The sequence below is a fragment of the Streptomyces sp. CNS606 genome, assembly GCF_000426325.1.
Window position 1 is genome coordinate 663,326 of sequence record NZ_KE384521.1, and the last position, 26,568, is coordinate 689,893.

Below are 26,568 nucleotides of genomic sequence, written 5' to 3' on the forward strand. Positions count from 1 at the left end.
ACCGGCGGGTGCGTCACCAGGCGAAGGCCTCCGGGGAGGGCCCCGGGCCGGGGAAGATCGCGTCGAGGCCGTCCAGCACCTCGTCGCTCAGCTCCAGGTCCACGGCGCGGACGGCCGAGGCGAGCTGTTCCGCCGTACGCGGGCCGACGATCGGGCCCGTGACGCCGGGACGGGTCAGCAGCCAGGCGAGCGCCGCCTCGCCCGGCTCCAGGCCGTGCTTGTCGAGCAGGTCCTCGTACGCCTGGATCTGCTCCCGGGAGGATGCGTTGGCGAGCGCGTCGGCCGCACGGCCGGACGCCGTCCGCGCGCCGCCGCCCTCCTCCGCCTTCCGGATCGCGCCGCCCAGGAGGCCGCCGTGCAGCGGCGACCAGGGGATGACGCCGAGGCCGTAGCCCTGCGCGGCCGGGATGACCTCCATCTCGGCGCGCCGTTCGGCGAGGTTGTACAGGCACTGCTCGCTGACCAGTCCGAGGCTGCCGCGCCGGGCGGCGGTCTCGTTGGCCTGCGCGAGGTGCCAGCCGGCGTGGTTGGACGAGCCGGCGTAGAGGATCTTGCCCTGCTGCACCAGCACGTCGACGGCCTGCCAGATCTCCTCCCACGGCGTCGCACGGTCGACGTGGTGGAACTGGTACAGGTCGATGTGGTCGGTCTGCAGCCGCTTGAGGCTGGCGTCGACCGCGCGGCGGATGTTCACCGCGGACAGCTTGTCGTGGTTGGGCCAGGCCGCGCCGTCCGCGCCCATGTTGCCGTAGACCTTGGTGGCCAGCACGGTCCGGTCGCGGCGTCCGCCGCCCTGGGCGAGCCAGCTGCCGAGGATCTCCTCGGTGCGGCCCTTGTTCTCGCCCCACCCGTAGACGTTGGCGGTGTCGAAGAAGTTGACGCCCGCGTCGAGCGCGGCGTCCATGATGGCGTGGCTGTCGGCCTCGTCGGTCTGCGGGCCGAAGTTCATCGTGCCGAGTACGAGTCGGCTGACCTTGAGCCCGGTGCGTCCCAGCTGCGTGTACTTCATGAGACCCAAGCCAACGCCTTGGAGGGGACTCGAGGCAAGCGTCTACGGGAGCGGCGTCGCGACCGGGGCGTCCGGCGCCGGGCGGGGGTGCGGGTACGGGCCGCCGATCTCCCACGCCTGGTGCAGCGCGGCGGCGAACGCGGCGGCGATGCGGTGTGCGCCGCGGGACGACGGGTGGGTGCCGTCGTGGGTGTCCCGGGCGTGTTCCCAGTGCGCGGGCTCGGAGGCGAGCAGCAGCGGGGAGGCCGGTGTCGAGAGGTCCGCGACGGCCTTCGCCAGCAGTTCGTTGAAGCGCCGCACCTGCGCGGCGAAGGCGGTGTCGGTGGCCGCGCGTATGTTGGGCAGGACGGGCAGCAGCGCGGCGCGGACGTGCGGGTCGGCCCGGCGTGCGCCGGCGACGAACCGGTGCACGTGGGCCGCCGTCTGGTCGGGGTCGGTGTAGAAGCCGAGGTCTATCAGGCCCAGGGACACCAGCAGCGTGTCCGGCCGGTGCGCGCGGACGGCGTCGGCGACGGCGGGCGCGTGGTGCTGCCAGCCGGTGCCCCACACGGCCAGGTGGCCGCGGGCCGCCGCGGGGAGGGCGGGGTCGGCGTACGCCTCGGAGCCGTCGTGGAGAGCGGTGTGCGGGCCGACGAACCGTACGGGGGCGGGTGCGGCCGTCGCGGTGAGGTGCTGCCACAGCCGGCACCGCCAGGGGTGCTCGCCGGCGCTGCCGATGGTCATGGAGTCGCCGACGGGCATGATGCGCATCGCCGCATTCTGCCGCACGGGGCGGCCCGCCGGCCGTGGCCCCTGTCACCCGCCGCGCCCGCCGCCGCCCGCGCGCGCGTCCGCGTCCGCGCGGCGCCGTCGCGCGCCGGAGCGGCCTGGCGGGATGGCACTCTTGGCGCATGGGGATTCAGGGGTTCGCGCGGGTGGTCGGTGCAGTCGTCGTGGGGGGCGCCCTCGGTCTCGGGGCCGGTGCCGGGGCCGCCGGCGCCGCGTCGTCGGCGGAGGAGCCGTCGGCCTTCACCCTCGAGGACCCCCGCATCACCGAGTCCAGCGGGCTCGCCGCCAGCCGGGCGCACCCCGGCGTCTACTGGACGCACAACGACTCCGACGACGGCCCGTACGTGTACGCCGTGGACGGTGGCACCGGCAGGACCGTCGCGACCGTCACCCTCGAGGGCGTCGAGCCGCGTGACGTGGAGGCGGTGTCGGTGGGGCCCGACGGCGACGTGTTCGTCGGCGACATCGGCGACAACCTGGGCGGCGGCTGGAGCGAGGTGTGGATCTACCGCTTCGCCGAGCCGGAGCGGCTGCGCGACACGACCGTCACGCCCACCCGCTACACCGTCAGGTACGCCGACGGGCCGCGTGACGCCGAGTCGCTGATGGTGCATCCGGAGACGGGCCGGGTCTATCTGGCGAGCAAGAGCGAACGGAGCGCCGGCGTCTATGCCGGCCCGGAGGAACTGACGGCGTCGGGCGTGAACGAGTTCGCCCGCATCGCGGACGTGGACATCGAGGCGACGGACGGGGCGTTCTCCCCGGACGGTTCCCGGCTGGTGCTGCGCAGCTACTTCGGCTCCGAGATGTACCGGTGGACGGACGAAGGGCGTCCGGAGCCCGTCGGCTCGGTGCCGGTGTCGACGTTCGGGCAGGGCGAGTCGGTGACGTTCACGCTGGACGGCGACACGCTCATGTTCGGCTCGGAGGGCTCCAACAGCCGTGTCGCGCCGCAGGAGTTGGAGGGTGAGGCGCTGCCGGAGTCCGCCGCCGCGCAGCGGGAGAAGGCGGAGCGGAGCTCCGACGGCGCGCCGCCCCGGGAGGGCGAGGGGGGCGAGGAGCGCGACCTGGTGGTGGGCGCGATCGTCTTCGCCGCCGCGACCGTGATCTGGCTGTCGCTGCGGCGGGTGTTCGGCCGCAGGCGCGACTGACGGGCCCGGTCGCTCACACGTCCGCGCCGGCGGTCTCGACGAAGTCGGCGATGCCGTCGACGAGCCGGGCCAGGCCGAACGCGAAGAGGGCGTCGCCGGCCACGTCGAAGGTGTCCTCGTCGAGCTCTGCCAGCGAGGGGAAGCCGCCGCTCTGCATGGCCTCGGTGAGGAAGGGGGCCTGGGCGGCCCAGAACTCCTCGTCGCTCACGCCGGTGCGCCGCGCCGCCTCCAGCGCGTTGACGTGGTTGCGCGCGGAGCCGCTGACGTAGCTCTCGACGGCGACGATGACGGAGAGCCGCTGCTGGTCGGTGAGGCCGAGCCCCTCCAGGCCGGACATCGACAGGTCGAGACCGGCCATGGCGTTGGGCCCGAGGAGCGGACGGGCCTGGTTGACCTGGAGCAGCCAGGGGTGCCCGACGTACAGGTCCCAGATGCCGCTGCCGAGGCGGAGGAGGCGTTCGCGCAGCGGCATCGCGCGCTGTTCGGCCGCTTCCGCCTCGTCGACGGCCTGCACGTGATCGAGCATCAGCTCCAGCAGTTCGGACTTGCCGGGCACGTACCGGTAGAGGGACATGGTGCCGACGCCCAGGTCGGTGGCGACCCGTCGCATCGAGACGGCGTCGAGTCCTTCCGCGTCGGCGACGGACACGGCGGTCTCGACGATCCGCTCCAGCGTGAGGCCGCGTTTCGGTCCCCGGGTGGGTGCCTCCCCCACGCCCCAGAGGAGTTCCAGGCCGCGCCGCACGTCGCCGCTTCCGCTGTGTGCCGTCGTCATCTCGTCGCCCATCGTCCGGCCATCGTAAGGGAGGCGCCGCGCGCTGCGTATGGTGTACGCTTTTCCTGTGGGTACGGTGTACCCAGTTTCTCGGAAGGGGGACCCCGTGGGCAGAAGCAGCAGCGACTACTCGGTTCTCGCCGAAGGACTGCACAAGTCGTTCGGCGGCAAGGGCGGCAAGGGCGGAACCGGCGGACACAAGGCCCTCGACGGCTTCGACCTCGCCGTGCCGCGCGGCAGCGTGTACGGCCTCCTCGGCCCCAACGGCGCGGGCAAGACCACGGCCGTGCGCATCCTCAGCACACTGCTCCGGCTCGACGGCGGGCGCGCGCTCGTCGGCGGGTACGACGTGCAGCGCGAGGCGCGCAGGGTGCGCCGGCGCATCGGCCTCACCGGACAGAACGCGGCGGTCGACGAGATCATCACCGCCCGGCAGAACCTGGAGATGTTCGGCCGGCTCTTCCACCTCGGCAACCGCCGCGCCCGGACCCGGGCGACCGAACTGCTGGCACAGTTCGGCCTCACGGACGCCGCCGACAAGCAGCCCAAGGACTTCAGCGGCGGCATGCGGCGCCGCCTCGACCTCGCGGCCAGCATGATCCTGGCTCCCGAGGTGCTGTTCCTCGACGAACCGACCACCGGGCTCGACCCGCGCGGTCGCAGCGAGGTCTGGGAGGCCGTACGGGCCCTCACCGCGAGCGGCACCACCGTCCTGCTCACCACCCACTACCTGGACGAGGCCGACAAGCTCTCCGACCGGATCGCCGTCATCGACCGCGGCACCAACGTCGTCGACGACACCCCGGCCGGGCTCAAGCGCGCCATCGGCGGCGACCGCATCGAGGTCGTCGCCGCCGAACCGGCCGACCTCCCCGCCGTCGCCAAGACCGTGGCCCGCGTCGCCGCCGACGGCGCCGAGCCCGAGACCGACACCGAGACCCTGCGCGTCCACGCACCGGTACGGGAGCGGGTCGCCGCACTCACCGACGTGGCCCGCGCCCTCCAGGACGCCGGGATCGCCGTCGAGGACATCGGGCTGCGCCGACCCACGCTCGACGAGGTGTTCCTCACCCTCACCGGCCGCCCGGCCGACGACCCCGCCGGCCCAGGCGAAACCGCCGACCCGAACGGCCCGACCGACCCGAAGGCGGTGGCGGCGTGAGCGGCACCACGACCACACCCGGCACGGCACCCGCCGCACCCGTCCCCTCCGCTCCGGACGGCCCGGAACGCCGCCTCTTCTGGGCGTTCGCGGACTGCTGGACCATCGTCCGCCGCGACCTCACCCACCTGGTCAAGCAACCGTCCCTGATCGCCTGGCAGCTCGGCTTCCCCCTCGTGTCCGTGCTGCTCTTCGTGTACGTCTTCGGCAGCGCGATGGACGTCGGGGAGGGCGTGGAGTACACGACGTACGCCATGCCCGGCATGTTCGCGATGACCATGGCGTTCGGCTTCATGAACACCGCCATGGCCGTCGTCGTCGACAAGGAGCGCGGCGTCACCGACCGCTTCCGGTCGATGCCCATGTCGCCGTCCGCCGTCGTCACCGGACGCGGGGTCTCCGACGTGCTGCACGCCGGACTCGACCTGCTCGTCCTCGCGGTGATCGCACTGGTCGTCGGCTGGCGTTCGGACGGCGGCCTGCCGGCCACGCTGACCGCCTTCGCGCTGCTGTTGCTGCTGCGCTTCTCGCTCATCTGGATCGGCGTCTACCTCGGCCTGATCACGCCCAACCAGGAAGCGGCCGGCAACCTCTTCGCCGTGGCCTTCCCGTTCGGAATGATCTCCAGCGTCTTCACCCCGCCCTCCGCCATGCCCGACTGGCTCGGCGCGATCGCGATGTGGAACCCGGTCTCCGCCACGGCCAACGCCGTGCGCGACCTGTTCGGCAACCCGATGCCGCTCGGCGACAGCTGGATCGAGCAGCACTCACTGCTGATGGCCGTCGTGTGGCCGCTCGTCATCACCGCCGTCTTCCTGCCGCTCGCGGTGCGCAAGTACCAGAGCCTCGGCCGCTGAGCCGGGCGCGGTCCCCTGCGGGCCGGCAGACGGAGGGGCCCGGACGGCTGCGCGCCGTCCGGGCCCCTCCGGTCGTGTCCCGCATCCGCGCTCAGAGGCGCTCGATCACGTAGTCCACGCAGGCCGTCAGCGCCTCCACGTCGGCTGGCTCGATCGCCGGGAACATCGCCACCCGCAGCTGGTTCCGGCCCAGCTTCCGGTACGGCTCGGTGTCCACGACGCCGTTGGCGCGCAGCACCTTCGCGACCGCGGCGGCGTCCGTGGCCTCGTCGAAGTCGATCGTGCCGACGACGGCGGAGCGCTGCGCCGGGTCGGCGACGAACGGCGACGCGTGCTTGTGCTCCTCCGCCCAGCCGTACAGCCGGCGGGCCGAGTCGGCGGTGCGGCGCACCGCCCAGTCCAGGCCGCCGTGCCCGTTGAGCCACTCCAGCTGGTCGGCGAGCAGGAACAGCGTGGCGACGGCCGGGGTGTTGTACGTCTGGTTCTTGCGGCTGTTGTCGATCGCCGTCGCGAGGTTGAAGAACTCCGGGACGTGCCGGTCGGACGCGGCGATCCGCTCCGCCCGCTCGATCGCCGCGGGGGAGAACACGCCGATCCACAGACCGCCGTCGGCGGCGAACGACTTCTGCGGCGCGAAGTAGTAGACGTCCGTCTCGGCGACGTCCACGGGCAGGCCGCCCGCACCCGAGGTGGCGTCCACCAGCACCAGCGCGCCCTCGTCGGCGCCCGCGACCCGCTCGATCGGCATCGCCACGCCGGTCGACGTCTCGTTGTGCGTGAGGGCGTACGCGTCGACGCCCGCCTCGGCGCGCGCCGTCGGGTGCGTGCCCGGGTCGGAGGACACCACGGAGGGCTCCTCCAGCCACGGCGCCAGCGTGGCGGCCTTCGCGAACTTCGAGGAGAACTCGCCGAAGGTCAGGTGCTGCGAGCGGCGCTCGATCAGGCCGTGGGTGGCGATGTCCCAGAAAGCGGTGGAGCCGCCGTTGCCGAGGACGACCTCGTAGCCCTCGGGCAGCTGGAACAGGCTCTGCACGCCCTCGCGCACGCGCCCCACGAGGTTCTTCACCGGGGGCTTGCGGTGGGACGTGCCGAGCAGGGACGTGCCGGTGTCGGCCAGCGCGCTCAGCGCCTCGGTCCGCACCTTGGAGGGACCCGATCCGAAGCGACCGTCGGCGGGCTTGATGTCAGCGGGAATCTGAATGTCGGCCACGGTGGCGAGCGTAGTGCTTCCGCACCGGTCACCGGCCGATTCGTCCGCACCGCGAGACGGGCGCGGCGACGGCGGCCGGTGCGCGTTCACACCTGCGAGAAGGGCTCCGCGTACGCGAACGTGCCGCGCATCGCCGGGTCGTACGCGCTGAGCGTCCTCACCTGGAAGGCCGTGGTCCAGGCCGGATCGGGCGGGGCGATGCCGTACTCGGTGGCGGGACGGAAGCCGAAACGGCCGTAGTAGGCCGGGTCGCCCAACAGCGCCACCAGCGGTTCGCCGAGCGCGTCGGCCGCTCCCAGCACGGCGTGCACCAGGGCGGAGCCGACCCCCGTCCGCTGGTGCTTCGGATGCACGCTCAGCGGGCCGAGCCCCAGCACCGGCACCTCCGCCAGCCGCCCGCGCGTGCACACCACGTGCCCCGACACGGCGCCCTGCGGGTCGGTCGCCACCAGGGACAGCGCGGGCAGCCAGCCCTCGCAGCCGCGCAGCGCGTCCAGCAGCGGCACCTCGACCGGCACCGGCGTGTCCGTGCGGTCGAACGCCGCCGTGGTCACGTCCCGCACCGCCGGCACGTCGGCCGGCGTCTCCCGTCTGATCAGCACCGGGACAGTCTGGGGGCGGCCCGCAGGCGGCGGCAACGCCTTTTCCGCCGGTCGGCGGGGCGGGCTCTGGCCGCCCCTGCCATGCTGCCGCCATGAACGACACCGACCCGGACTGGGAACGGCGCGTCGCCGCGCTGTGGGACGCGTTCGACGCCCACACCCCCGGCGACTTCTCCGCCCGCATGACGGCGCTGGTGCGGGAGCTGCCCGCCGGGCACCCCGTCGCGGAGTACGAACGGGCCTCCGTCCACGACGCCCTCGGCCACGAGGCGGAGGCCGCCGGCCTCTACCGGGACGCCCTCGCCGGCGGCCTGGCCGGCCCCCGCCGTCGGCAGGCGGTCATCCAGTACGCCAGCACGCTGCGGAACCTCGGCCGCGCCGCCGAGAGCGTCACCCTCCTCACCGCGGAACGGGACGCCGCCTCCGACGCGCTGGACGACGCGGTCGCCGCCTTCCTCGCCCTGGCCCTCGCCGACGCGGGCCGCGCCCGCGAGGCCGTCGGCGTCGCGCTCGGCGCCCTCGCCCCCCACCTCCCGTCCTACACCCGCTCCGTCGGCCGTTACGCCCGCGAGCTGGCGGAGCCGCCGCCCGAGCAGTGAGAGGCGGGTACGGCACCCCCTGGCGCGTGCCCGGGGAGCACCGGGAGGACCCGCGGTCCGTCGAGGCGGGTGCCGCCGTCGCGCCGGGGCCCGGCACTACCCGCGCCCGACACTCCGCCCGAGCATCGACGTCGTCGCCGAGCGGGCCGGAACCGGAGCGGCGGAGGTGGTGCACGCTTCGAGGGTGGCGCCACCGCACGGGCCTTCCGCTGCCGCGCCCCTGCCCCCGCCGTGCCCCTGCGGGGTCCCCGCGGCGACGCGGCGACGCACGGCGCGCCCGTGAGGGGCGCCACGCTCGGTCAGCCGGCCGGCGGCGCCTCCGGCATGCCCGCAGTGCCCGCGGCTCCCTCGGCGGCCGCGCGCCGGGCCGCCGCCGGGCTGATCTCGACGAGGATCTCCTCCTCGTCGTCGCCCTCAGCCGCGACCGAACCGGCCGGCACGAAGCCCAGCGACTCGTACAGGCCGCGCGCCGCGACGTTGGACCGCTGGTACGTCATGCGGATCACCCAGCAGTCCGGCCGCGCGGCGAGCCACCCGAGCAGGGTGCGCAGCAGCGCGCGGCCGATGCCCCGGCCCTGCTCGGCGCGGTCCACGAGCAGGCCGCCGATCCAGTGCGAGCCGTCGTCGTCCCGGCCCCACATCACGTGGCCGACGACCGTCTCGTCGGCGTACACGCCCAGCGAACGCCACGGGCCCTCGTACAGCGACAGCAGCAGGTAGCGCGCGGCGAGCGCCGCGACGAAGCCGCGCTGCTCGTCGAACGGCGCGACGTCCGCGACGGCGCGCCAGTTCTCCTCCTCGACGTCCCGCAGCGTGATGCGCCGCCCGGCCTCCTCCACGTGTCCTTGGTCGATCACCCCCGCAGCGTATGCGCCTCCGCGCCAGGGTTCACGTGCAATACCGGCGGCACGGCCCCCGGGGCGGGAGTGGGAAAACCCCGGGGCGGCCCGGGTGTGCCCCTCCCCGAAACGGGGGGCGAGGCTGCACGCTGGGGGCATGGCAGCAGCTAAGGACGCAGCAGGGGCCGGGCCGGCGGCCGGGGCAGGGGCGCGGGACACCGAGGCGGCGCTCCGCGGGGCGGTGCGCGGCGAGGTGGAGTTCGGCGCCGCCGACCGCGCGCTCTTCACCATGGACGCCTCGAACTACCGCCGCGTGCCGCTCGGCATCGTCGCCCCGCGCGACGCCGACGACGTCGCGGCGACCCTCGCCGTGTGCCGCGAGCGCGGCGTGCCGGTGGTCGCGCGCGGCGGCGGCACGTCCATCGCGGGGCAGGCGACCGGCCTCGGCGTCGTCCTGGACTTCACCCGGCACATGAACGCCATCCGCGCGGTCGACCCCGGCTCGCGCACCGCCCTGGTGCAGCCCGGCGTGATCCTCGACGACCTGCGGAACGCCGTCGCGCAGTACGGACTCACCTTCGGCCCGGACCCCTCCACCCACAGCCGCTGCACGCTCGGCGGCATGATCGGCAACAACTCGTGCGGCTCCCACTCCGTCGCCTGGGGCACCACCGCCGACAACGTGCACGAACTCGACGTCCTGACCTACGCGGGCGAACGCGCCGTGCTCGGCCCCGGCGGGGGCGGCGTGCCGGCGAACCTGCGGAACCCGGTGCGCGCCCTGGTGAACGGCGACCTCTCCCGGCTGCGCACCGGCTTCCCCGAACTGCCGCGCCGCATCTCCGGATACGCCCTGGACGAGTTGCTGCCCGAGAAGGACGAGGACTGGGCGCGCGCCTTCACCGGCAGCGAGGGCACCCTCGGGGTGCTCACCGAGGCGACCGTACGCCTCGTGCCCGCGCCCGCCGCCCGCGCGCTCGCCGTCCTCGCCTACGCCGACGAGTCGGCCGCCGCGGAGGCCGCCGCCGCCCTGCTGCCGCACGGCCCGCTGACCGTGGAGGGCATGGCCAACGACCTGGTCTCCGACGCCGCACGGGCCTCCCTGCCGCGCGGCGGGGCCTGGCTCTTCGTCGAGACCGGCGGCGCGGACGGCGCCGAGGCGCGGGCCCGCGCCGAGCAGCTGTGCCGGGCCGCGGCCGAGGGCACCACCGACCACAGCGTGGTCGCCGACCCGGCCGGGCAGCGCGCGCTGTGGCGGGTGCGCGAGGACGCGTCGGGCACCGCCACCCGCGTACCGGGCGGCGGCGAGGCGTGGCCGGGCTGGGAGGACTGCGCGGTGCCGCCGGAGCGCCTGGGCGCGTACCTGCGCGACTTCCGCAAGCTGCTGCGCGAGTACGACCTGCGCGGCCTGCCGTACGGGCACTTCGGGGACGGCTGCATCCACGTCCGCATCGACTTCGACCTGATCCGCCCGGAGGGCATCCGGCACTTCCGCGCCTTCTCCCACGACCTGGCCGGCCTCGTCGTCGCGCACGGCGGATCGCTGTCCGGCGAGCACGGCGACGGGCAGGCGCGGGCCGAACTGCTCCCGCGGATGTACGGCCCGGAGATGGTGGAGCTGTTCCACCGCTTCAAGGACCTCTGGGACCCCGTGAACGGCCTCAACCCCGGCATCCTCGCCCGCCCCGACCGCATCGACGACAACCTGCGCTTCGCGTCGCTGCCGCGCCGGCCCGTGGATGTGGAGTTCGGCTACCCGCACGACGACGGCGACTTCTCCGCCGCCGTGCGCCGCTGCGTCGGCGTCGCCAAGTGCCGCAACACCACGGCAGGGGCGAACGTGATGTGCCCGTCGTTCCGTGCCACCGGCGAGGAGCAGCACTCGACACGCGGCCGGGCGCGGCTGCTGCACGAGATGCTGGCCGGGGAGGTCGTGACGGACGGCTGGCGCTCGCAGGAGGTGCACGACGCGCTCGACCTGTGCCTGTCGTGCAAGGGCTGCCGCAGCGACTGCCCGGTCGGCGTCGACATGGCCACGTACAAGGCGGAGTTCCTGCACCACCACTACGAGGGGCGGCGCCGGCCCATGGCGCACTACTCGATGGGCCGGCTGCCGCAGTGGCTGCGCCTCGTCGACGCCACGCGCAGCGCGCCGCTGCTCAACGTCGGCGCGGCCGTCGGACCGCTGGCCGCGGTCGGCAAGCGGCTGGGCGGGATCGCCCCGGAGCGGGACATCCCGCGGCTTCCGCACGGGTCGTTCACCCGCTGGTGGCGCAGGCAGAGCCGGCGCGGCATGGCGGAACAGGGCGGCGGCGCGGGGCAGCGGGTGGTGCTGTGGCCTGACACCTTCACCAACTACCTCTCCCCGGAGGCCGGTTCGGCGGCCGTGCGGGTCCTTCAGGACGCCGGGCTGCGGCTGGCCGTCCCCCCGCAGCAGGTGTGCTGCGGGCTGACGTACGTGTCCACGGGCCAGCTCGACCAGGCCCGGAAGGTGATGCGGCGGACCCTGGACCGGATCGAACCCGCCCTGGACGCCGGCCTGCCGGTCGCCGTGCTGGAGCCGCCCTGCGCGGCGGCGCTGAAGACCGACCTGCCCGAGCTGCTGGGCGACGACCCGCGCGCGAAGCGGCTGGCGTCGGCGGTGCGCACCTTCGCCGAGACCCTGGAGGAGTACGCCCCGGACTGGGACCCGCCGCGCGTGGACCGGCCGGTCGCCGGACAGACCCACTGCCACCAGCACGCCGTGCTGGGCGACGCCGCAGAGCGGCGGCTGCGTGAACGGGCCGGACTGGTCGGCGAGTTGAGCGGCGGCTGCTGCGGCCTGGCCGGCAACTTCGGCTTCGAGGAGGGGCACTACGAGGTGTCCGCAGCCTGCGCGGAGGACCAGCTGCTGCCCTCCGTACGGGCGGCCGTGGCCGCCGACCCGGCGACGGAGGTCCTGGCGGACGGCTACTCCTGCCGCACCCAGCTGGAACAGCTCGACGACGGCCGCCCCAGCCGCCACCTGGCGGAAGTCCTGGCCGAGGCCCTGGGGGAGAAGGGGTAGAGCGGTGCCCGGGGTAGGGCCTGGGGGTTCGTGTGGGTGCGTGGGCGCGGGTGCGCGCCTGCGGCGGCGCGGGTGCGGGCGCGGGTGTGGGCGCGCGTCCGGGCCCGTGAACCGGTGCGTGGTCGGGGGCGGTTGGTGGTTCTCAGTGCCATCCGGCACGACACTCACACCACCACTCAGCGAAGCCCGTGAAAAAACATGCAAGCATGCTTGATTCTTTCCGGGTTGCCTGCCACGCTGAAGCTCCGACCCCTTCCCGGAGAGGTGTGTGGTGGCAGGAGCAGCCGATCAGGTGCTTGCGGACCTGCGGGCCGAGGGCGAGGAGCTGGACGCCCTGGTCGCGGACGCCTCCGCCGCACAGTGGTCCGCCCCGACGCCCGCGTCCGGCTGGACGGTCGCCCACCAGATCGCCCACCTGGCCTGGACGGACCGGCGCGCGCTGCTCGCCGTGCGGGACGAGGCCGCGTTCCGGCGGGAGGTGGAGGATGCGCTCGCCGCGCTGGCGGACGGCGGCTCGCTGACCGACTTCGTCGACGAGGGCGCCGCGCAGGGCGCCGCCGATGCGCCGCACGCCCTGCTGGCGCGCTGGCGCGTGGGGCGTCTGGAGCTGGCTCGCGCACTGGCCGAGCTGCCCGGGTCGCACCGCATCCCGTGGTACGGCCCGCCGATGGGCGCCGCCGGCATGGCCACCGCGCGGCTGATGGAGACCTGGGCGCACGGCGAGGACGTGGCCGCCGCCCTCGGGGTGCGCCGGGAGCCGACCGTGCGGCTGCGGCACGTCGCCTGGCTGGGCGTGCGCACCCGCGACTTCGCGTACGCGGTGCGCGGGCTGGAGCCGCCGGGGGAGTCGTTCCGCGTCGAGCTGAGCTTCCCCGGGCCCGGCGGGGACGAGGCGGCCTGGGCGTACGGCCCGGAGGACGCGGCGCAGCGAGTGACCGGTCCGGCGCCGGACTTCTGCCTGCTCGTCACCCAACGCGTCCACCGTGGCGACACCGCCCTTCGCGCCGAAGGCGCGGACGCGGAGCGCTGGCTTGACATCGCCCAGGCGTTCGCCGGGCCGCCCGGAGCAGGACGCAGGCCGACGACCGGAGGTGCCCGGTGAACGCACGTGATCCCCACACACGTGATCCCCGCCCACGCGATCCCCACGCACGCGATCCGGAGGTGCTGCGTGTCGGCAACGCCTCCGGCTTCTACGGGGACCGGTTCGACGCGCTGCGCGAGATGCTCACCGGCGGCCCGCTGGACGTACTGACCGGCGACTACCTGGCCGAGCTGACCATGCTCATCCTCGGGCGCGACCGGATGAAGGACCCCTCGCGGGGCTACGCCCGCACCTTTCTGCGGCAGTTGGAGGAAGGGCTCGGGCTGGCCCGTGAGCGGGGTGTCGCCCTGGTCGCGAACGCGGGCGGCCTCAATCCCGCCGGACTGGCGGACGCCGTACGGGAGTTGGCCGAGCGCGTCGGGGTGCCGGCGCGGGTGGCGCACGTGGAGGGCGACGACCTGCGGGCGCGGGGAGGCTGGGGCGAGGGGGTGCTCACCGCCAACGCCTACCTGGGCGGCGGCGGCATCGCCGCCTGCCTGCGCGCGGGCGCGGACGTCGTGGTGACGGGCCGGGTCACGGACGCGGCGCTGGTCGGCGGCGCGGCCGCCGCCCACTTCGGCTGGGCGGAGGACGACCTGGACGCCCTCGCCGGGGCGGTCGTCGCCGGGCACGTGCTGGAGTGCGGGGCGCAGGCCACCGGCGGCAACTACGCGCTGTTCGCCCGCGAGGGCGTCGACGTGCGTCGGCCGGGCTTCCCGCTGGCGGAGATACGGCGCGACGGGTCGTCCGTCGTCACCAAGCACCCCGGCACGGGCGGCGCCGTCACCGTCGGCACGGTCACCGCGCAGCTCCTCTACGAGACCGACCGCCCCCGCTACGCCGGGCCGGACGTCACCGCGCGGCTGGACCGCGTACGGCTGGCGCCCGACGGGCCGGACCGGGTGCGGATCGAGGGGGTGCGGGGCGAGGCGCCGCCGCCCACGCTGAAGGTCGGGCTGACCCGGCTGGGCGGACACCGCAACGAGGTGGTGTTCGTCCTCACCGGCCTCGACGTGGAGGCGAAGGCGGCGCTGGTGCGGGAGCAGATGGAGGCGCACTTCGCCGCCGTACCCGAGGGCCGCCCGCGCGAGGTGCGGTGGACGCTCGCCCGCACGGACCGGGTGGACGCCGACGTGCAGGAGGAGGCGAGCGCGCTGCTGCGGCTCGTCGTCCGCGACCCCGACGAGGCGCGGGTCGGACGTGCGGTGAGCGGCGCCGCCGTCGAGCTGGCGCTGGCGAGCTACCCCGGCTTCCACGTCACCGCACCACCCGGGAAGGGCGCGCCGTACGGCGTGTTCGAGGCCGCGTACGTGCCGGCGGGCGACGTGCCGCACACCGCGGTGCTGCCGGACGGCCGCCGAGAGGAGGTCCCGCCCCCGCGGCGGACCGGGGAGCCGGCCGAGCTGCCGGAGCCGCCGCTGCCGGAGCCGTACGTGCCCCGCGGGCGGACCCGGAGGGCGCCGCTCGGCGCACTGGTCGGAGCGCGCAGCGGCGACAAGGGCGGCAGCGCGAACGTCGGGGTGTGGGTCCCGGACGGCGCACGGGCGGAGGAGGTGTGGCGCCTGCTGGTGCACGAGCTGACCGCCGACCGGCTGCGTGCCCTGCTCCCCGAGGTCGCCGACCTGCCGGTGACGCGGTACGTGCTGCCGAACCTGCGGGCGCTGAACTTCCGCCTCGACGGCGTCCTCGGCGAGGGCGTCGCCGCACAGGCCCGCTTCGACCCGCAGGGCAAGGCGCTGGGGGAGTGGCTGCGCGCCCGGCACGTCGAGGTACCGGAGGAGTTGCTGTGACCGCGCTGCGTTCCACGCTGGACGTCACCGGGGCGGACTACGCCGCGAACCGGGAGGCCATGCTGGAGAAGCTGGCCGCGCTGGAGACCGAGCACGCGGGCGCGGTCGCAGGCGGGGGCGAGAAGTACGTCGCACGGCACCGGGAGCGCGGCAAGCTGCTCGCCCGGGAGCGCATCGAGCTGCTGCTCGACCCGGACACCCCGTTCCTGGAGCTGTCGCCGCTGGCCGGCTGGGGCAGCGACTACACCGTGGGCGCCTCGCTGGTGACGGGCGTCGGCGTGGTCGAGGGCGTCGAGTGCCTGATCAGCGCCAACGACCCCACGGTGCGCGGCGGGGCCAGCAATCCGTGGACGCTGCGGAAGGCGCTGCGGGCGCACGAGATCGCGCGCGTCAACCGGCTGCCGGTGATCAGCCTCGTGGAGAGCGGCGGCGCGGACCTGCCCAGCCAGAAGGAGATCTTCATCCCCGGCGGCGCGCTGTTCCGCGATCTGACCCGGCTGAGCGAGGCCGGTATCCCCACCGTGGCCGTGGTGTTCGGCAACTCCACCGCCGGCGGCGCGTACGTGCCGGGCATGTCGGACCACGTGATCATGGTCAAGGAGCGGGCGAAGGTCTTCCTCGGCGGTCCGCCGCTGGTGAAGATGGCCACCGGGGAGGAGTCCGGCGACGAGGAGCTGGGCGGCGCCGACATGCACGCCCGCGTCTCCGGACTCGCCGACCACTTCGCCGTCGACGAGCCGGACGCGCTGCGGCAGGCGCGCCGCGTCGTCGCCCGCCTCCACCACCGCAAGGCGCAGCCCGACCCGCCGCCGGACGCCGTACGTCCGCCGCGGTACGACGCGGACGAACTGCTCGGCGTGGTGCCCGGCGACCTGAAAGTGCCGTTCGACCCGCGGGAGGTGATCGCCCGCCTCGTCGACGACTCGGACTTCGACGCGTTCAAACCGCTGTACGGGACGAGCCTGACGACCGGCTGGGCCCGGCTGCACGGCTACCCGGTCGGCATCCTCGCGAACGCGCGCGGCGTGCTCTTCAGCGAGGAGTCGCAGAAGGCCACCCAGTTCATCCAGCTCGCCAACCAGCGGGACGTGCCGCTGGTCTTCCTCCACAACACCACCGGCTACATGGTGGGCCGGGAGTACGAGCAGGGCGGCATCATCAAGCACGGCGCGATGATGATCAACGCGGTCTCCAACTCGAAGGTGCCGCACCTGTCGGTGCTGATGGGCGCCAGCTACGGCGCCGGCCACTACGGCATGTGCGGCCGGGCCTACGAGCCGCGTTTCCTCTTCGCCTGGCCCAGCGCCAAGTCCGCGGTGATGGGGCCGCAGCAGCTCGCCGGGGTGCTGTCCATCGTGATGCGCGAGTCCGCGGCGGCGAAGGGCAAGCCGTACGACGAGGAGAACGACGCGGCGCTGCGCGCCATGGTGGAGGAGCAGATCGAGTCCGAGTCGCTGCCGATGTTCCTCTCCGGGCGGCTCTACGACGACGGCGTCATCGACCCCCGCGACACGCGGACGGTCCTCGGCCTGTGCCTGTCGGCCGTGCACAACGCCCCGGTGGCGGGCGCGCGCGGCGGCTTCGGCGTCTTCCGGATGTGAGGCGGGATGACTGCAGAGATCACCAGTGTGCTGGTCGCCAACCGGGGTGAGATCGCCCGGCGGGTCTTTTGCACCTGCCGCGAACGGGGCCTGGCCACCGTCGCCGTGTACGCGGACCCGGACGCCGACGCGCCCCACGTACGGGAGGCCGACGCCGCCGTACGGCTGCCGGGCGACGCCCCCGCCGACACCTACCTTCGCGGCGACCTGCTGGTGAAGGCGGCGCTGGCCGCGGGCGCGGACGCCGTCCACCCGGGGTACGGGTTCCTCTCCGAGAACGCCGGCTTCGCGCGGGCCGTGCGGGACGCCGGGCTGGTGTGGATCGGGCCGCCCCCGGAGGCGATCGAGGCGATGGCCTCCAAGACGCGGGCCAAGCGGGTCATGGCGGAGGCCGGGGTGCCGCTGCTGGCCGCGCTGCACGCGGAGGACGCGACGCCGGACGACCTTCCGCTGCTGGTCAAGGCCGCGGCGGGCGGCGGCGGGCGCGGGATGCGGGTGGTGCGCGAACTCGGCGCCCTGGACGGCGAGATCCGTGCCGCCTCGGCGGAGGCGGCGTCGGCCTTCGGCGACGGCGAGGTGTTCGTCGAGCCGTACGTCGAGCGCGGCCGGCACGTCGAGGTGCAGGTGCTCGCCGACGCGCACGGCGGCGTGTGGGTGCTCGGCACGCGGGACTGCTCGCTCCAGCGCCGGCACCAGAAGGTGATCGAGGAGGCGCCGGCGCCCGGGCTGAGCGAGGAGACCCGGGACGCGCTGCACCGCGCCGCCGAGGCCGCGGCGCGCGCGGTGGCCTACGAGGGCGCGGGGACCGTGGAGTTCCTCGTCGCGGACGACGGGCGGGCGTACTTCCTGGAGATGAACACCCGCCTCCAGGTCGAGCACCCCGTCACCGAGTGCGTGTACGGGCTGGACCTGGTGGCGCTGCAACTCCACGTCGCGGAGGGAGCCCCGCTGCCGCAGGAGGGTCCGCCGACGCCGCGCGGACACGCCGTCGAGGTCCGCCTGTACGCGGAGGACCCGGCGCGCGGCTGGCAGCCGCAGACCGGGCGGCTGCACCGCCTGCGCCTGCCGGGCGCGCTGCCGTTCGGCGGCCGGGGCCGGAACGGCGACGGGCGCGACGGCGCGGGCGCGGGCGGACCCTCCACCTCCACCGGCACCGGCACCGGCACCGGGCTGCGGCTGGACGCGGGCTTCGCCGACGGCGACCTGGTCACCGTCCACTACGACCCGATGCTCGCGAAGGCCATCGCCTGGGCGCCGACGCGGCGGGAGGCCGTACGGCGTCTGGCGGGCGCGCTGGAACGGGCGCGCGTGCACGGGCCGGTGACCAACCGCGACCTGCTCGTCCGCTCGCTGCGGCACCCGGACTTCGCCGCCGGCCGCGTCGACACCGGCTTCTACGACCGGCACCTCCCGGACCTGGTCGCCGCCGGGGAGGACCCGCGCGCGGCACGGCTCGCCGCACTGGCCGCCGCCCTGGCCGACGCGGCCGCGCGGACCGCCGCGCCCGGCGCCGGAACGGCGGCGCGGATGGGCGGCTGGCGCAACGTGCCCTCCAGGCCGCACCGGAAGGCGTACCGCGCCGTTCCCGCGCCGGGAGGCGGTGACGGCGGCGACGGTGACGGCGGCGATCCGGACGGCGGCGACCTGGAGATCCGCTACCACTGGTCGGACGGCCGGCCGACCCCGCCGGCCGAGGACTTCCCCGGCGTAAGGGTGACCCGGCCGCCCGCCCCGGGCCGCGTCGTACTCGAAGCCGACGGTGTGGAGCGGGCGTTCGACGTCGCGCGGTACGACGACGGCCGGGTCTGCGTCGACGCGTCCCCGGGCGCCTGGACGTTCACCGCCCGGCCGGCGTTCCCCGACCTCGAGGACCGTACGGAGCCGGGCTCGCTCCTCGCCGAGACCCCGGGCACGGTGGTGCGGCTGGCCGAGGGGATCGAGGTGGGCGCCGAAGTGGCCGCCGGGCAGGCGCTGTTGTGGCTGGAGGCGATGAAGATGGAGCACCGCGTCGCCGCTCCCGTCACCGGCATCCTCCGCTCCCTCCCCGTCGCCCCCGGCGACCAGGTCCAGCCGGGCACCACGCTCGCCGTCGTCACCCCACCGGAAGCCGCGCAGTGAGCCACTCCGAGGAGAGGACCCGCTCATGACCACGCAACACGCCGTCGCAGGCGGCCTGCTGGAGACCGAGGAGCAGCGCGCCCTGCGCGACGCCGTCGCCGCGCTGGGCAGGCGGTACGGGCGCCCGTACTTCGAGGAGGCGCTCCGCGCCGGCCGGCACACCCACGAGCTGTGGCAGGAGGCCGGCAAGCTCGGCTACCTCTCCGTCAGCCTTCCCGAGGCGTACGGCGGCGGGGGCCAGGGCATCACGGAGCTGTCCGTCGTCCTGGAGGAACTGGGCGCGGCGGGCTCGCCGCTGCTGATGCTGATCGTCACCCCGGCCATCACCGGCACGGTGATAGCCCGCTTCGGCACGGACGCGCAGAAGCGCGCCTGGCTGCCCGGTCTCGGCGACGGCACGCGGAAGATGGCGTTCGGCATCACCGAGCCGGACGCCGGCTCCAACGCGCACCGCATCACCACCACCGCCCGCCGGGACGGGACGGACTGGGTGCTCAACGGCCGCAAGGTGTTCGTCTCCGGAGTCGACATCAGTGACGCCACGCTCATCGTCAGCCGCACCGAGGACGCACGCACCGGCAGGCTCAAGCCCTGCCTGTTCGTCGTGCCCCGCGACACCCCCGGCTTCTCCCGCCACCTCATCGACATGGAACTCGCGGCGCCGGAGAAGCAGTTCGAGCTGGTGCTGGACGACGTGCGGCTGCCCGCCGACGCGCTGGTCGGCGACGAGGACGCGGGGCTCCTCCAGCTCTTCGCCGGGCTCAACCCGGAGCGCATCATGACGGCCGCGTTCGCACTCGGCATGGCTCGCTTCGCGCTCGACCGGGCGCTGGACTACGCGCGCACCCGCCAGGTGTGGAAGGAACCGATCGGCGCCCACCAGGCCATCGCCCACCCGCTCGCGCAGGCGCACATCGAGATCGAGCTGGCCCGCCTGATGATGCGGAAGGCTGCCGTCCTCTACGACGCCGGGGACGACACGGGCGCGGGCGAGGCGGCCAACATGGCGAAGTACGCGGCGGCCGAGGCCTGCGTGAAGGCCGTCGACCAGGCCGTGCACACCCTCGGCGGCAACGGCCTCACCCGCGAGTACGGCCTCGCCTCCCTGGTCACGGCCGCCCGGGTGGCCCGGATCGCCCCGGTGAGCCGGGAGATGATCCTCAACTACGTGTCGCACCAGAGCCTCGGCCTGCCCAAGTCCTACTGAGCCCGTCCGCCGCGCCGGCCCCCTGATCCCGTCCGCCGCGTCCCCCGGAGAGGACATCGTGAACGCCACCCCGAACCCGGACGAACCCCTCGTCCGCACCACGCGCACCGACGGCATCGCCACCCTCACCCTCGACTCGCCGCACAACCGCAACGCGCTGTCCCGGCGCCTGGTCGCCGAGCTGTACGAGACGCTGGCCGCCGCGGAGAAGGACGACGCGGTCCGCGCCGTCGTCCTCACGCACACCGGCGGTACGTTCTGCGCGGGCGCCGACCTCGCCGAGGCGGGCCGTGCGGAGGGGCCGACGGACGCCCCGCTGAGCCTGGCCCGGCTGCTGCGGACCCTCGTCGCCTTCCCCAAGCCGGTCGTCGCCCGGGTCGTCGGCCACGTCCGCGCCGGCGGCACCGGCCTGGTCGCCGCCTGCGACATCGCCGTGGCGGGGCCGGGCGCGAGCTTCGCCTTCACCGAGGCGCGGCTCGGCCTGGCCCCGGCCGTCATCTCCCTGCCCCTGCTGCCGCGCGTCGACCCACGCGCCGTGGGGCGCTACTTCCTCACCGGCGAACGCTTCGACGCGGCCGAAGCCGCACGCATCGGGCTGGTGACGGTCGCCGCGCAGGACGTGGACGAGGCGCTGGAACCCGTACTGGACGGGTTGCGCCGCGGCTCCCCCCAAGGGCTCGCGGAGTCGAAACGGCTGGCCACGGCCGAGGTGCTGCGGGCCTTCGACCGCGACACCGATAGCCTCGCAGAGCTCTCCGCGCGGCTCTTCGCCTCCGACGAGGCGCGGGAGGGCATGACGGCCTTCCTCGAACGACGGGACCCGGGATGGGTGCACTGACCGACGGCCCCAAGCAGGACCGCAGCCGCGTCACCCGCCGCCGGCTGCTGGAGTCCGCCGTGACCTGCCTCGCCGAGCACGGCTGGTCGGGCAGCACGGTCACGGTCGTCGCCGAGCACGCCGGCGTCTCGCGCGGCGCCGCCCAGCACCATTTCCCCACCCGTGAGGACCTGTTCACCGCCGCCGTCGAGTACGTCGCGGAGGAACGCTCGGCGCTCCTGCGGGACCTCCCGTCCCCGGCCACCACGCGGGCGGCCGTGGAGACGGTCGTCGGCCTCTACACCGGGCCGCTGTTCCGGGCGGCCCTGCAGCTGTGGGTCGCGGCCTCCAACGAGCCGCAGCTCGGCCCCAGGGTCACCGCGCTGGAAACGCGGATCGGGCGGGAGACGCACCGCATGGCGGTGGAACTGCTCGGCGCGGACGAGAGCGTGCCGGGCGTACGGGAGACGGTGCAGGGGCTGCTCGACATGGCGCGCGGACTGGGTCTCGCGAACCTGCTCACCGACGACAGCGCCCGCCGCGCCCGTGTCGTCGCCCAATGGGCCGCCCTGCTCGACACCGCGCTGTCCCGCCCGGTGAGCTGACCGTCCGTCCGGACCCCGGCCCACCCCGGCCCGGACGGACGGACGGGCGGGCCGGGGTCCGGTGCGGGGCGCCGGTCAGTGTGCGGCGGCGCCGTATCCCGGCACGTCGTGCGGGCTGCGGGCCTCGGGCCCGACGTACCGCGCCGAAGGCCGCACCAGGCGGCCCGTCCGCTTCTGCTCCAGGACGTGCGCCGACCAGCCGGCCGTCCGGGCGCAGGTGAACATGGAGGTGAACATGTGCGCCGGCACCTCCGCGAAGTCCAGGACGATCGCCGCCCAGAACTCCACGTTGGTCTCCAGCACCCGGTCCGGGCGCCGGGCGCGCAGCTCCGCGAGGGCGGCCTTCTCCAGCGCCTCCGCGACCTCGAAGCGGGGCGCGGCCAGCTCCTTCGCGGTGCGGCGCAGCACCCGCGCCCGCGGGTCCTCCGCGCGGTAGACGCGGTGGCCGAAGCCCATCAGCCGCTCGCCGCGGTCCAGCTGCCTCTTCACGTACGCCGTGGCGTCGCCCTCGCGCTCGATCTCCTCGATCATGCCCAGCACGCGGGACGGCGCACCGCCGTGCAGCGGCCCGGACATGGCGCCGACGGCGCCCGAGAGCGAGGCCGCGACGTCCGCGCCGGTGGAGGCGATGACGCGCGCCGTGAAGGTGGAGGCGTTCATGCCGTGCTCCGCCGCCGACGTCCAGTACGCGTCGACCGCGGCCACGTGCTTCGGGTCCGGCTCGCCGCGCCAGCGCTTCATGAAGCGCTCGACGACGGTGTCGGCCTTGTCGATCTCCTTCTGCGGCACCATCGGCAGGCCCTGTCCGCGCGCGGACTGGGCCACGTAGGAGAGGGCCATGACGGCCGCGCGGGCCAGGTCGTCGCGGGCCTGCCGTTCGTCGATGTCGAGCAGCGGCCTCAGGCCCCACACGGGGGCGAGCATGGCGAGCGCCGACTGCACGTCGACCCGGATGTCCCCCGAGTGCACCGGGATGGGGAACGGCTCGGCGGGCGGCAGGCCGGGGCTGAAGTCCCCGTCCACGAGCAGTCCCCACACGTTGCCGAAGGAGACGTGGCCGACCAGGTCCTCGATGTCCACGCCTCGGTAGCGGAGGGCTCCGCCTTCCTTGTCGGGTTCGGCGATCTCCGTCTCGAACGCGACGACTCCCTCGAGTCCGGGTACGAAGTCGGACATCAGGCGGCTCCTCGTGGTCGTGCCGGCGGGTGTGGCCGGCAGGTCGACGGCGACTGGTGACCAGGCGGGTGGTGCCGGCGGACCGGGAGTCCGCGCGTGCCGGATGTACCGCGTCGGTACGCGAGCCCTGCCGGACCGCGTGCCTCGTGCGCGCCGTACGGACCGCGGTCCCTGCCGTTCGCCCGGTCGGGTGCCGGGCGGTCGCCCGCCCGCTGCGGGTTCCCGGCGGACCACGTCCCGGAGGCTCCCCGGTCGTGCCCCGTGCGGCTGGAGGTCACCCAGCTCTGCCGGACGGCACACGATAGCCCCGTCTGTCGAAAGGCCACAGTGTCCCGCGGAGCGATTTTGAGGGACCCGACAGCGGTGAGGGAAGGGTGAGAAGCGGCACACTGCTCGATCATCGATCACAGGTGTATCCGCGGCAACGCGAGGGAACACGCGCCGCCCCGGCCCCTGACGGCCCGTCCCGGCCGGACCTCCGCCTTGCCGGAACCGGATCTCCGCCGCGTACGGACCGGCGGGCGGGCCGTTCCGGCCGCGGAGGCGATGGGCCAAGATGGGGGCGTGCCACACGCCGACGACGCTTCCGCCCAGGCCCGGGCCCACGCCGGGCGCCCCACGCTCGACCCGGCCGCGATGCGCGCCCTGTACCGGGCGGAAGGACTCGGCGAGGACGATCTCGAGGCGGATCCGTACGAGCAGTTCGCGCTCTGGTTCGCGCAGGCGGCGGAGAGCGGGCTGCACGAGCCGAACGCGATGGTCGTCTCCACCGCCGACGCGGACGGCCGCCCCAGCTCGCGCACGGTGCTGCTGAAGCGGTACGACGCCCGCGGCTTCGTCTTCTTCACCCACCACGGGTCCCGCAAGGGCCGGGAGATCGCGGAGAACCCGCACGTGTCGCTGCTCTTCCCGTGGCACGGGATCGCCCGCCAGGTGATCGTCGGCGGCACGGCGCGGCGCATCGGCCGCGACGAGACGGCCGCCTACTTCCGCACCCGGCCCCACGGCTCGCAGCTGGGGGCCTGGGCCAGTGAGCAGTCTGCGCGCGTCGCCTCGCGGGCCGAACTGGACCGCACGTACGCCGAGCTGGCCGCCCGCTACCCGGAGGGCGAGGACGTGCCGGCGCCGCCGCACTGGGGCGGCTACCGGGTCGCCGCGGAGACCGTGGAGTTCTGGCAGGGCCGGGAGAACCGGCTGCACGACCGGCTGCGGTACGTGCGCACCGCAGCGGGCTGGGATGTGGAGCGCCTCTGCCCGTAGGGGGGGGGCCGTCCGCTCGGGCCGGGTCCGGGCGTCTCCGGGAGGCTCCGGGCGTCTCCGGGCAAGGGAACGGCCCGCGGGCGACTCCCTCCGCCGCGAGGGCGGAAGGGCGTCGGTCGGACGAGTCCGACGAGCCCGCGGGCCGGGTGACTGCTCGGGATTGGCCGGCGGTGCCGGCGTCACGCTGTGACGTACGGCCCCTAGGCCGCAGCCACCTCACGCGTCCGGATCTCACTCACTACCGAACCACCTCCCTTCTCGTGTGCCCCACACGGTAGGAGGCGGTTCCCGGCACGGGCAAGCCGTTTTCCCGGCGGCGACGAATTTCGGGGCGGCAACGATTTGCGCGGAGGCGGTGTGCCCCCGGTCACGTTTCGAGTTGAATGATCGGTGCGTGCCGCAGGTCGCGCAGCGCAGGCAGCGTCCAGCTGGGGGTGCCAGGTGACTGCTCAGTCAGAGACCCACTCCGACCACTCCGCCGCAGGTGGCGGAGGGAGTGGCGCCGCGGGGAAGAGCCGCGCCGAGCACGTCGGCGCCGATCCCGGCGGTGCCGCGGGCGGGGGCGGCACCGCCGGCTCCCCGGACGACGAGCTGCTGCTCGCCGCGCTCCTCGACGGCATGGACGCCGCGCTCTGTGCCTTCGACGCGGACGGCGTCGTCACCCACTGGAACCGCGAGGCCGAACGCATCCTCGGCTGGACCGCCGAAGAGGCCGTCGGCCGCCGCGGGCTGGCCGGCTGGGCCGTCCGCAGCGCCGACGCCGCCCACGTCGAGCCCCGGCTGCTGGGCGCCATGGACACCCCCGGACGCCAGGTCCACGAGTTCGCCCTCGTCACCAAGGACGGCGGGCGCGTGCTCGTGCGCACGCAGTCCTCCGGCGTCGCGGGTGCCGACGGCAGACCGACCGGCGTCTACTGCGCCTTCAGCGAGGTGCACGCCCAGATCGACCTGGAGCGGTCCATCGCGCTGAGCGAGGCGCTCTTCGAGGACGCCGCCTGGGGCGTCGTCCTGGTCGACGCCGACCTGCGGCCCGCCGTCGTCAACACGCACGCCGCGCGGGCCCTGCGCCTGACCTCCCGCACCGCCGTCCTCGGACGGCCGCTCGGCGAACTCCTCGACCACGGCCTGGACGAACTGGAGAGCGCCCTGCAGCACGTGCTCGCGCAGGGTGCGCCGCCCGCCCCGGCCGAGATCTGGGTGTCGCTGCGGCGCGAGGCCGAGCGCGGCGAGGAGGACGGCCAGACCGGCGCCCAGGCACCCGCTGCGGGAGCATCCGGCGACGGGCGCCGGGGTCGCTGCTGGCGCAGCGGCTTCCTCCGCCTCGCCTCCCCGCTCGCGGAGGAGCCCGTCCCGCTCGGCGTGGCCTGGCTGTTCCGCGACGTGACCGACGAGAAGCGGGCGGCGCAGGACGTCTCCCGGCTCCGCTTCCGGGACAACCAGCTGCACCGCGCGGCGCGGGCCGCCGCAGAGTGCGAGAACCCGATGGAGGCGGCCGCCGTCCACCTCGACTTCTCCCTCGCGGGCTTCGCCGACCACGCGCTGCTGGACCTGCTCCCGGTGGGCGGCCCGGCGTCCCCGGAGGGTGACGGCGGCGCGCCGGTGCCGCTGGTGCGGGGGGCGGCCACCCCGGCCTCGTCCCACGGGCACGGACCCGTCGTGGAGGCGGGCCTGGCCAGCGGCATCCCCGTCGGCTACGGGCCCACCCACCCGGCGGTCCAGGCGTACGACCGGGGCACGACCGTGCGCACCAGCGTCGGAGGTGCGGCCGTGCCCGGCTGGGCGCAGGGGCGCAAATGGCCCGACGGCACGGTGCACGGTCTCTGCGCGGTGCTCCGCAGCCGCGGCCGCACCCTGGGCGTCGTCACCTTCCTGCGCGGCTCCAGCCGCCGCGGCTTCGACCGCGCGGACGCCTCCTACGCCGAGGACATCGCCGTCCGCCTCGCCTCCGCGGTCGACCTCGCCCGCACCACCCGCGGCTGACCGCGGCGGGGCTCCTGCCGGGTCCGGGCCGGTCCCGGCACCGGCCGGCGGTGCGGCGAGGTGCAGCCTTGCGTACGCGTACGCAACGCGCACGGCGTTCCGGCATGGCCCTCAGGAGTGGAAGATGCGGTCGCCGTACTCGGCGAGCACGCGGGCGTTCCACTCGTGCCCGCCGTCGACGTTGCCGGACCGCAGGAGCGGCGGCTCGATGCCGCGCGCCGCCAGCGACCGTGCCGCCGTGGCGACGACGGCCTGCATCAGCGCGCTGGTCACCACCGTCGAGGCGGGCGCGAACGGCGCGGGCACCCCCGGCGCGGTGAGCGTCGCATCGCCGACCGGCACCCGGCTGTCGACGATCACGTCGCAGTGGTCCTTGAGGAAGGTGCCGGACGCGTGGCGCGACGTCGTCCGCGTCGCGTACTCCACGGAGGTCACCCCGACGACCCGCACGCCGCGGGAGCGCGCGTCCCGCGCCATCTCCACCGGCAGCGCGTTGCGCCCGCTGAGGGAGACCACGATCAGCGTGTCCCCCTCGCGCAGCGGCGAGGCGTCGAGGACCGTGCCGGCCAGCCCGGACACGCGTTCCAACGCGCTGCCGAGTGTCGCCGGGTGCACGTCGACGCCGACGACCCCGGGGACGGCCAGCAGGTTCACGACGGCGAGCCCGCCCGCCCGGTAGACCACGTCCTGTGCGGCCAGCGACGAGTGGCCGGCGCCGAAGGCGAAGAGCCGTCCGCCTTCCGCGACGGTGTCCGCCAGCAGTTCGCCCGCCGCCGCGACGTTCCCCGCCTCGGTCTCCGCCACCTCGCGCAGCAGTCCGATCGCCGCCGCGAAGAAGTCCGCGGCCGCCGTACCCTCGCCGGTCCCCACAGCCCGCTCCGTCCTCGAGTGCCGCCCGTCTCGGCGGGAAGA

General features: G+C 74.9%; 22 protein-coding genes. 14 read left to right on the forward strand and 8 right to left on the reverse strand.

Annotated features, from left to right (window positions below; genetic code table 11):
* Nucleotides 1-13 precede the first annotated feature (13 nt).
* Both K304_RS0123775 and K304_RS30945 read right to left on the reverse strand, forming a co-directional pair.
* Nucleotides 14-1,009 carry an aldo/keto reductase gene (locus K304_RS0123775; RefSeq protein WP_027765755.1) on the reverse strand — a complete coding sequence of 332 codons (996 nt, stop codon included), beginning with the start codon at nt 1,007-1,009 and terminating at the stop codon, nt 14-16.
* Between the two features lie 42 nt (nt 1,010-1,051).
* Complete coding sequence (locus K304_RS30945; protein ID WP_051308814.1) at nt 1,052-1,759, reverse strand: GDSL-type esterase/lipase family protein; 708 nt, start codon at nt 1,757-1,759, stop codon at nt 1,052-1,054.
* Between the two features lie 140 nt (nt 1,760-1,899).
* On the opposite strand from K304_RS30945, the gene K304_RS0123785 reads away from it, so the two are divergent.
* Nucleotides 1,900-2,928 carry a hypothetical protein gene (locus K304_RS0123785; protein ID WP_486591786.1) on the forward strand — a complete coding sequence of 343 codons (1,029 nt, stop codon included), beginning with the start codon at nt 1,900-1,902 and terminating at the stop codon, nt 2,926-2,928.
* A 13-nt stretch (nt 2,929-2,941) separates the two neighbouring features.
* Here K304_RS0123785 and K304_RS30950 read toward each other — a convergent pair whose 3' ends face one another.
* A complete protein-coding gene (locus tag K304_RS30950) occupies nt 2,942-3,715 on the reverse strand; it encodes a TetR/AcrR family transcriptional regulator (protein WP_486591787.1) in 774 nt (257 codons plus the stop codon).
* Nucleotides 3,716-3,809: 94 nt separating this feature from the next.
* Between K304_RS30950 and K304_RS30955 the strand changes: the two genes are divergently transcribed.
* The gene (locus tag K304_RS30955; protein WP_037791533.1) at nt 3,810-4,865 is read left to right on the forward strand and encodes a daunorubicin resistance protein DrrA family ABC transporter ATP-binding protein; all 1,056 of its coding nucleotides are present in this window, start codon (nt 3,810-3,812) and stop codon (nt 4,863-4,865) included.
* On the forward strand, nt 4,862-5,722 hold the full coding sequence (locus tag K304_RS0123800; protein WP_027765757.1) for an ABC transporter permease: 861 nt from the start codon (nt 4,862-4,864) through the stop codon (nt 5,720-5,722). The genes K304_RS30955 and K304_RS0123800 overlap by 4 nt, the downstream gene beginning before the upstream one ends.
* A gap of 91 nt (nt 5,723-5,813) precedes the next feature.
* Here K304_RS0123800 and serC read toward each other — a convergent pair whose 3' ends face one another.
* Entirely contained in the window at nt 5,814-6,932 is a 1,119-nt protein-coding gene (gene serC, locus K304_RS0123805) for a phosphoserine transaminase (protein ID WP_027765758.1), read from the reverse strand.
* Between the two features lie 86 nt (nt 6,933-7,018).
* On the reverse strand, nt 7,019-7,534 hold the full coding sequence (locus tag K304_RS0123810; RefSeq protein ID WP_027765759.1) for a GNAT family N-acetyltransferase: 516 nt from the start codon (nt 7,532-7,534) through the stop codon (nt 7,019-7,021).
* Nucleotides 7,535-7,626: 92 nt separating this feature from the next.
* Between K304_RS0123810 and K304_RS0123815 the strand changes: the two genes are divergently transcribed.
* Nucleotides 7,627-8,133 (forward strand): tetratricopeptide repeat protein, encoded by a 507-nt coding sequence (locus K304_RS0123815; RefSeq protein WP_027765760.1) that lies wholly within the window; start codon nt 7,627-7,629, stop codon nt 8,131-8,133.
* Between the two features lie 299 nt (nt 8,134-8,432).
* On the opposite strand, the gene K304_RS30960 is transcribed toward K304_RS0123815, so the two are convergent.
* Nucleotides 8,433-8,990, reverse strand: coding sequence for a GNAT family N-acetyltransferase (locus K304_RS30960; protein ID WP_078529600.1), 558 nt, complete (start codon nt 8,988-8,990; stop codon nt 8,433-8,435).
* 139 nt (nt 8,991-9,129) lie between these two features.
* Between K304_RS30960 and K304_RS0123825 the strand changes: the two genes are divergently transcribed.
* The 8 genes from K304_RS0123825 (at nt 9,130) to K304_RS0123860 (ending at nt 21,240) form a co-directional block, all read left to right on the forward strand.
* Nucleotides 9,130-12,018, forward strand: a complete 2,889-nt coding sequence (locus K304_RS0123825; protein ID WP_078529602.1) for an FAD-binding and (Fe-S)-binding domain-containing protein — start codon at nt 9,130-9,132, stop codon at nt 12,016-12,018.
* A 292-nt stretch (nt 12,019-12,310) separates the two neighbouring features.
* Nucleotides 12,311-13,120, forward strand: coding sequence for a TIGR03084 family metal-binding protein (locus tag K304_RS0123830; RefSeq protein ID WP_027765762.1), 810 nt, complete (start codon nt 12,311-12,313; stop codon nt 13,118-13,120).
* A 62-nt stretch (nt 13,121-13,182) separates the two neighbouring features.
* Entirely contained in the window at nt 13,183-14,892 is a 1,710-nt protein-coding gene (locus K304_RS0123835) for an acyclic terpene utilization AtuA family protein (RefSeq protein WP_027765763.1), read from the forward strand.
* Nucleotides 14,889-16,493, forward strand: a complete 1,605-nt coding sequence (locus K304_RS0123840; RefSeq protein WP_027765764.1) for a carboxyl transferase domain-containing protein — start codon at nt 14,889-14,891, stop codon at nt 16,491-16,493. Before K304_RS0123835 ends, K304_RS0123840 begins: the two co-directional genes overlap by 4 nt.
* Nucleotides 16,494-16,499: 6 nt before the next feature.
* Complete coding sequence (locus K304_RS0123845) at nt 16,500-18,611, forward strand: ATP-binding protein (RefSeq protein WP_027765765.1); 2,112 nt, start codon at nt 16,500-16,502, stop codon at nt 18,609-18,611.
* Between the two features lie 25 nt (nt 18,612-18,636).
* Nucleotides 18,637-19,818: an acyl-CoA dehydrogenase family protein gene (locus K304_RS0123850; RefSeq protein WP_027765766.1), complete on the forward strand. Its 1,182-nt coding sequence runs from the start codon at nt 18,637-18,639 to the stop codon at nt 19,816-19,818.
* Nucleotides 19,819-19,873: 55 nt separating this feature from the next.
* Nucleotides 19,874-20,656: an enoyl-CoA hydratase family protein gene (locus K304_RS0123855; RefSeq protein ID WP_027765767.1), complete on the forward strand. Its 783-nt coding sequence runs from the start codon at nt 19,874-19,876 to the stop codon at nt 20,654-20,656.
* On the forward strand, nt 20,644-21,240 hold the full coding sequence (locus K304_RS0123860) for a TetR/AcrR family transcriptional regulator (protein WP_027765768.1): 597 nt from the start codon (nt 20,644-20,646) through the stop codon (nt 21,238-21,240). Before K304_RS0123855 ends, K304_RS0123860 begins: the two co-directional genes overlap by 13 nt.
* A gap of 75 nt (nt 21,241-21,315) precedes the next feature.
* Here the strand turns inward: K304_RS0123860 and K304_RS0123865 are convergent, their stop codons facing one another.
* A complete protein-coding gene (locus tag K304_RS0123865; RefSeq protein WP_027765769.1) occupies nt 21,316-22,416 on the reverse strand; it encodes a citrate synthase 2 in 1,101 nt (366 codons plus the stop codon).
* 636 nt (nt 22,417-23,052) lie between these two features.
* Between K304_RS0123865 and pdxH the strand changes: the two genes are divergently transcribed.
* Both pdxH and K304_RS30965 read left to right on the forward strand, forming a co-directional pair.
* Nucleotides 23,053-23,676: a pyridoxamine 5'-phosphate oxidase gene (pdxH, locus tag K304_RS0123870; protein WP_027765770.1), complete on the forward strand. Its 624-nt coding sequence runs from the start codon at nt 23,053-23,055 to the stop codon at nt 23,674-23,676.
* Between the two features lie 441 nt (nt 23,677-24,117).
* Nucleotides 24,118-25,656, forward strand: coding sequence for a PAS domain-containing protein (locus K304_RS30965; protein WP_078529606.1), 1,539 nt, complete (start codon nt 24,118-24,120; stop codon nt 25,654-25,656).
* A gap of 111 nt (nt 25,657-25,767) precedes the next feature.
* On the opposite strand, the gene K304_RS0123880 is transcribed toward K304_RS30965, so the two are convergent.
* Nucleotides 25,768-26,526, reverse strand: a complete 759-nt coding sequence (locus tag K304_RS0123880) for an SIS domain-containing protein (RefSeq protein WP_027765771.1) — start codon at nt 26,524-26,526, stop codon at nt 25,768-25,770.
* Nucleotides 26,527-26,568: the final 42 nt, after the last annotated feature.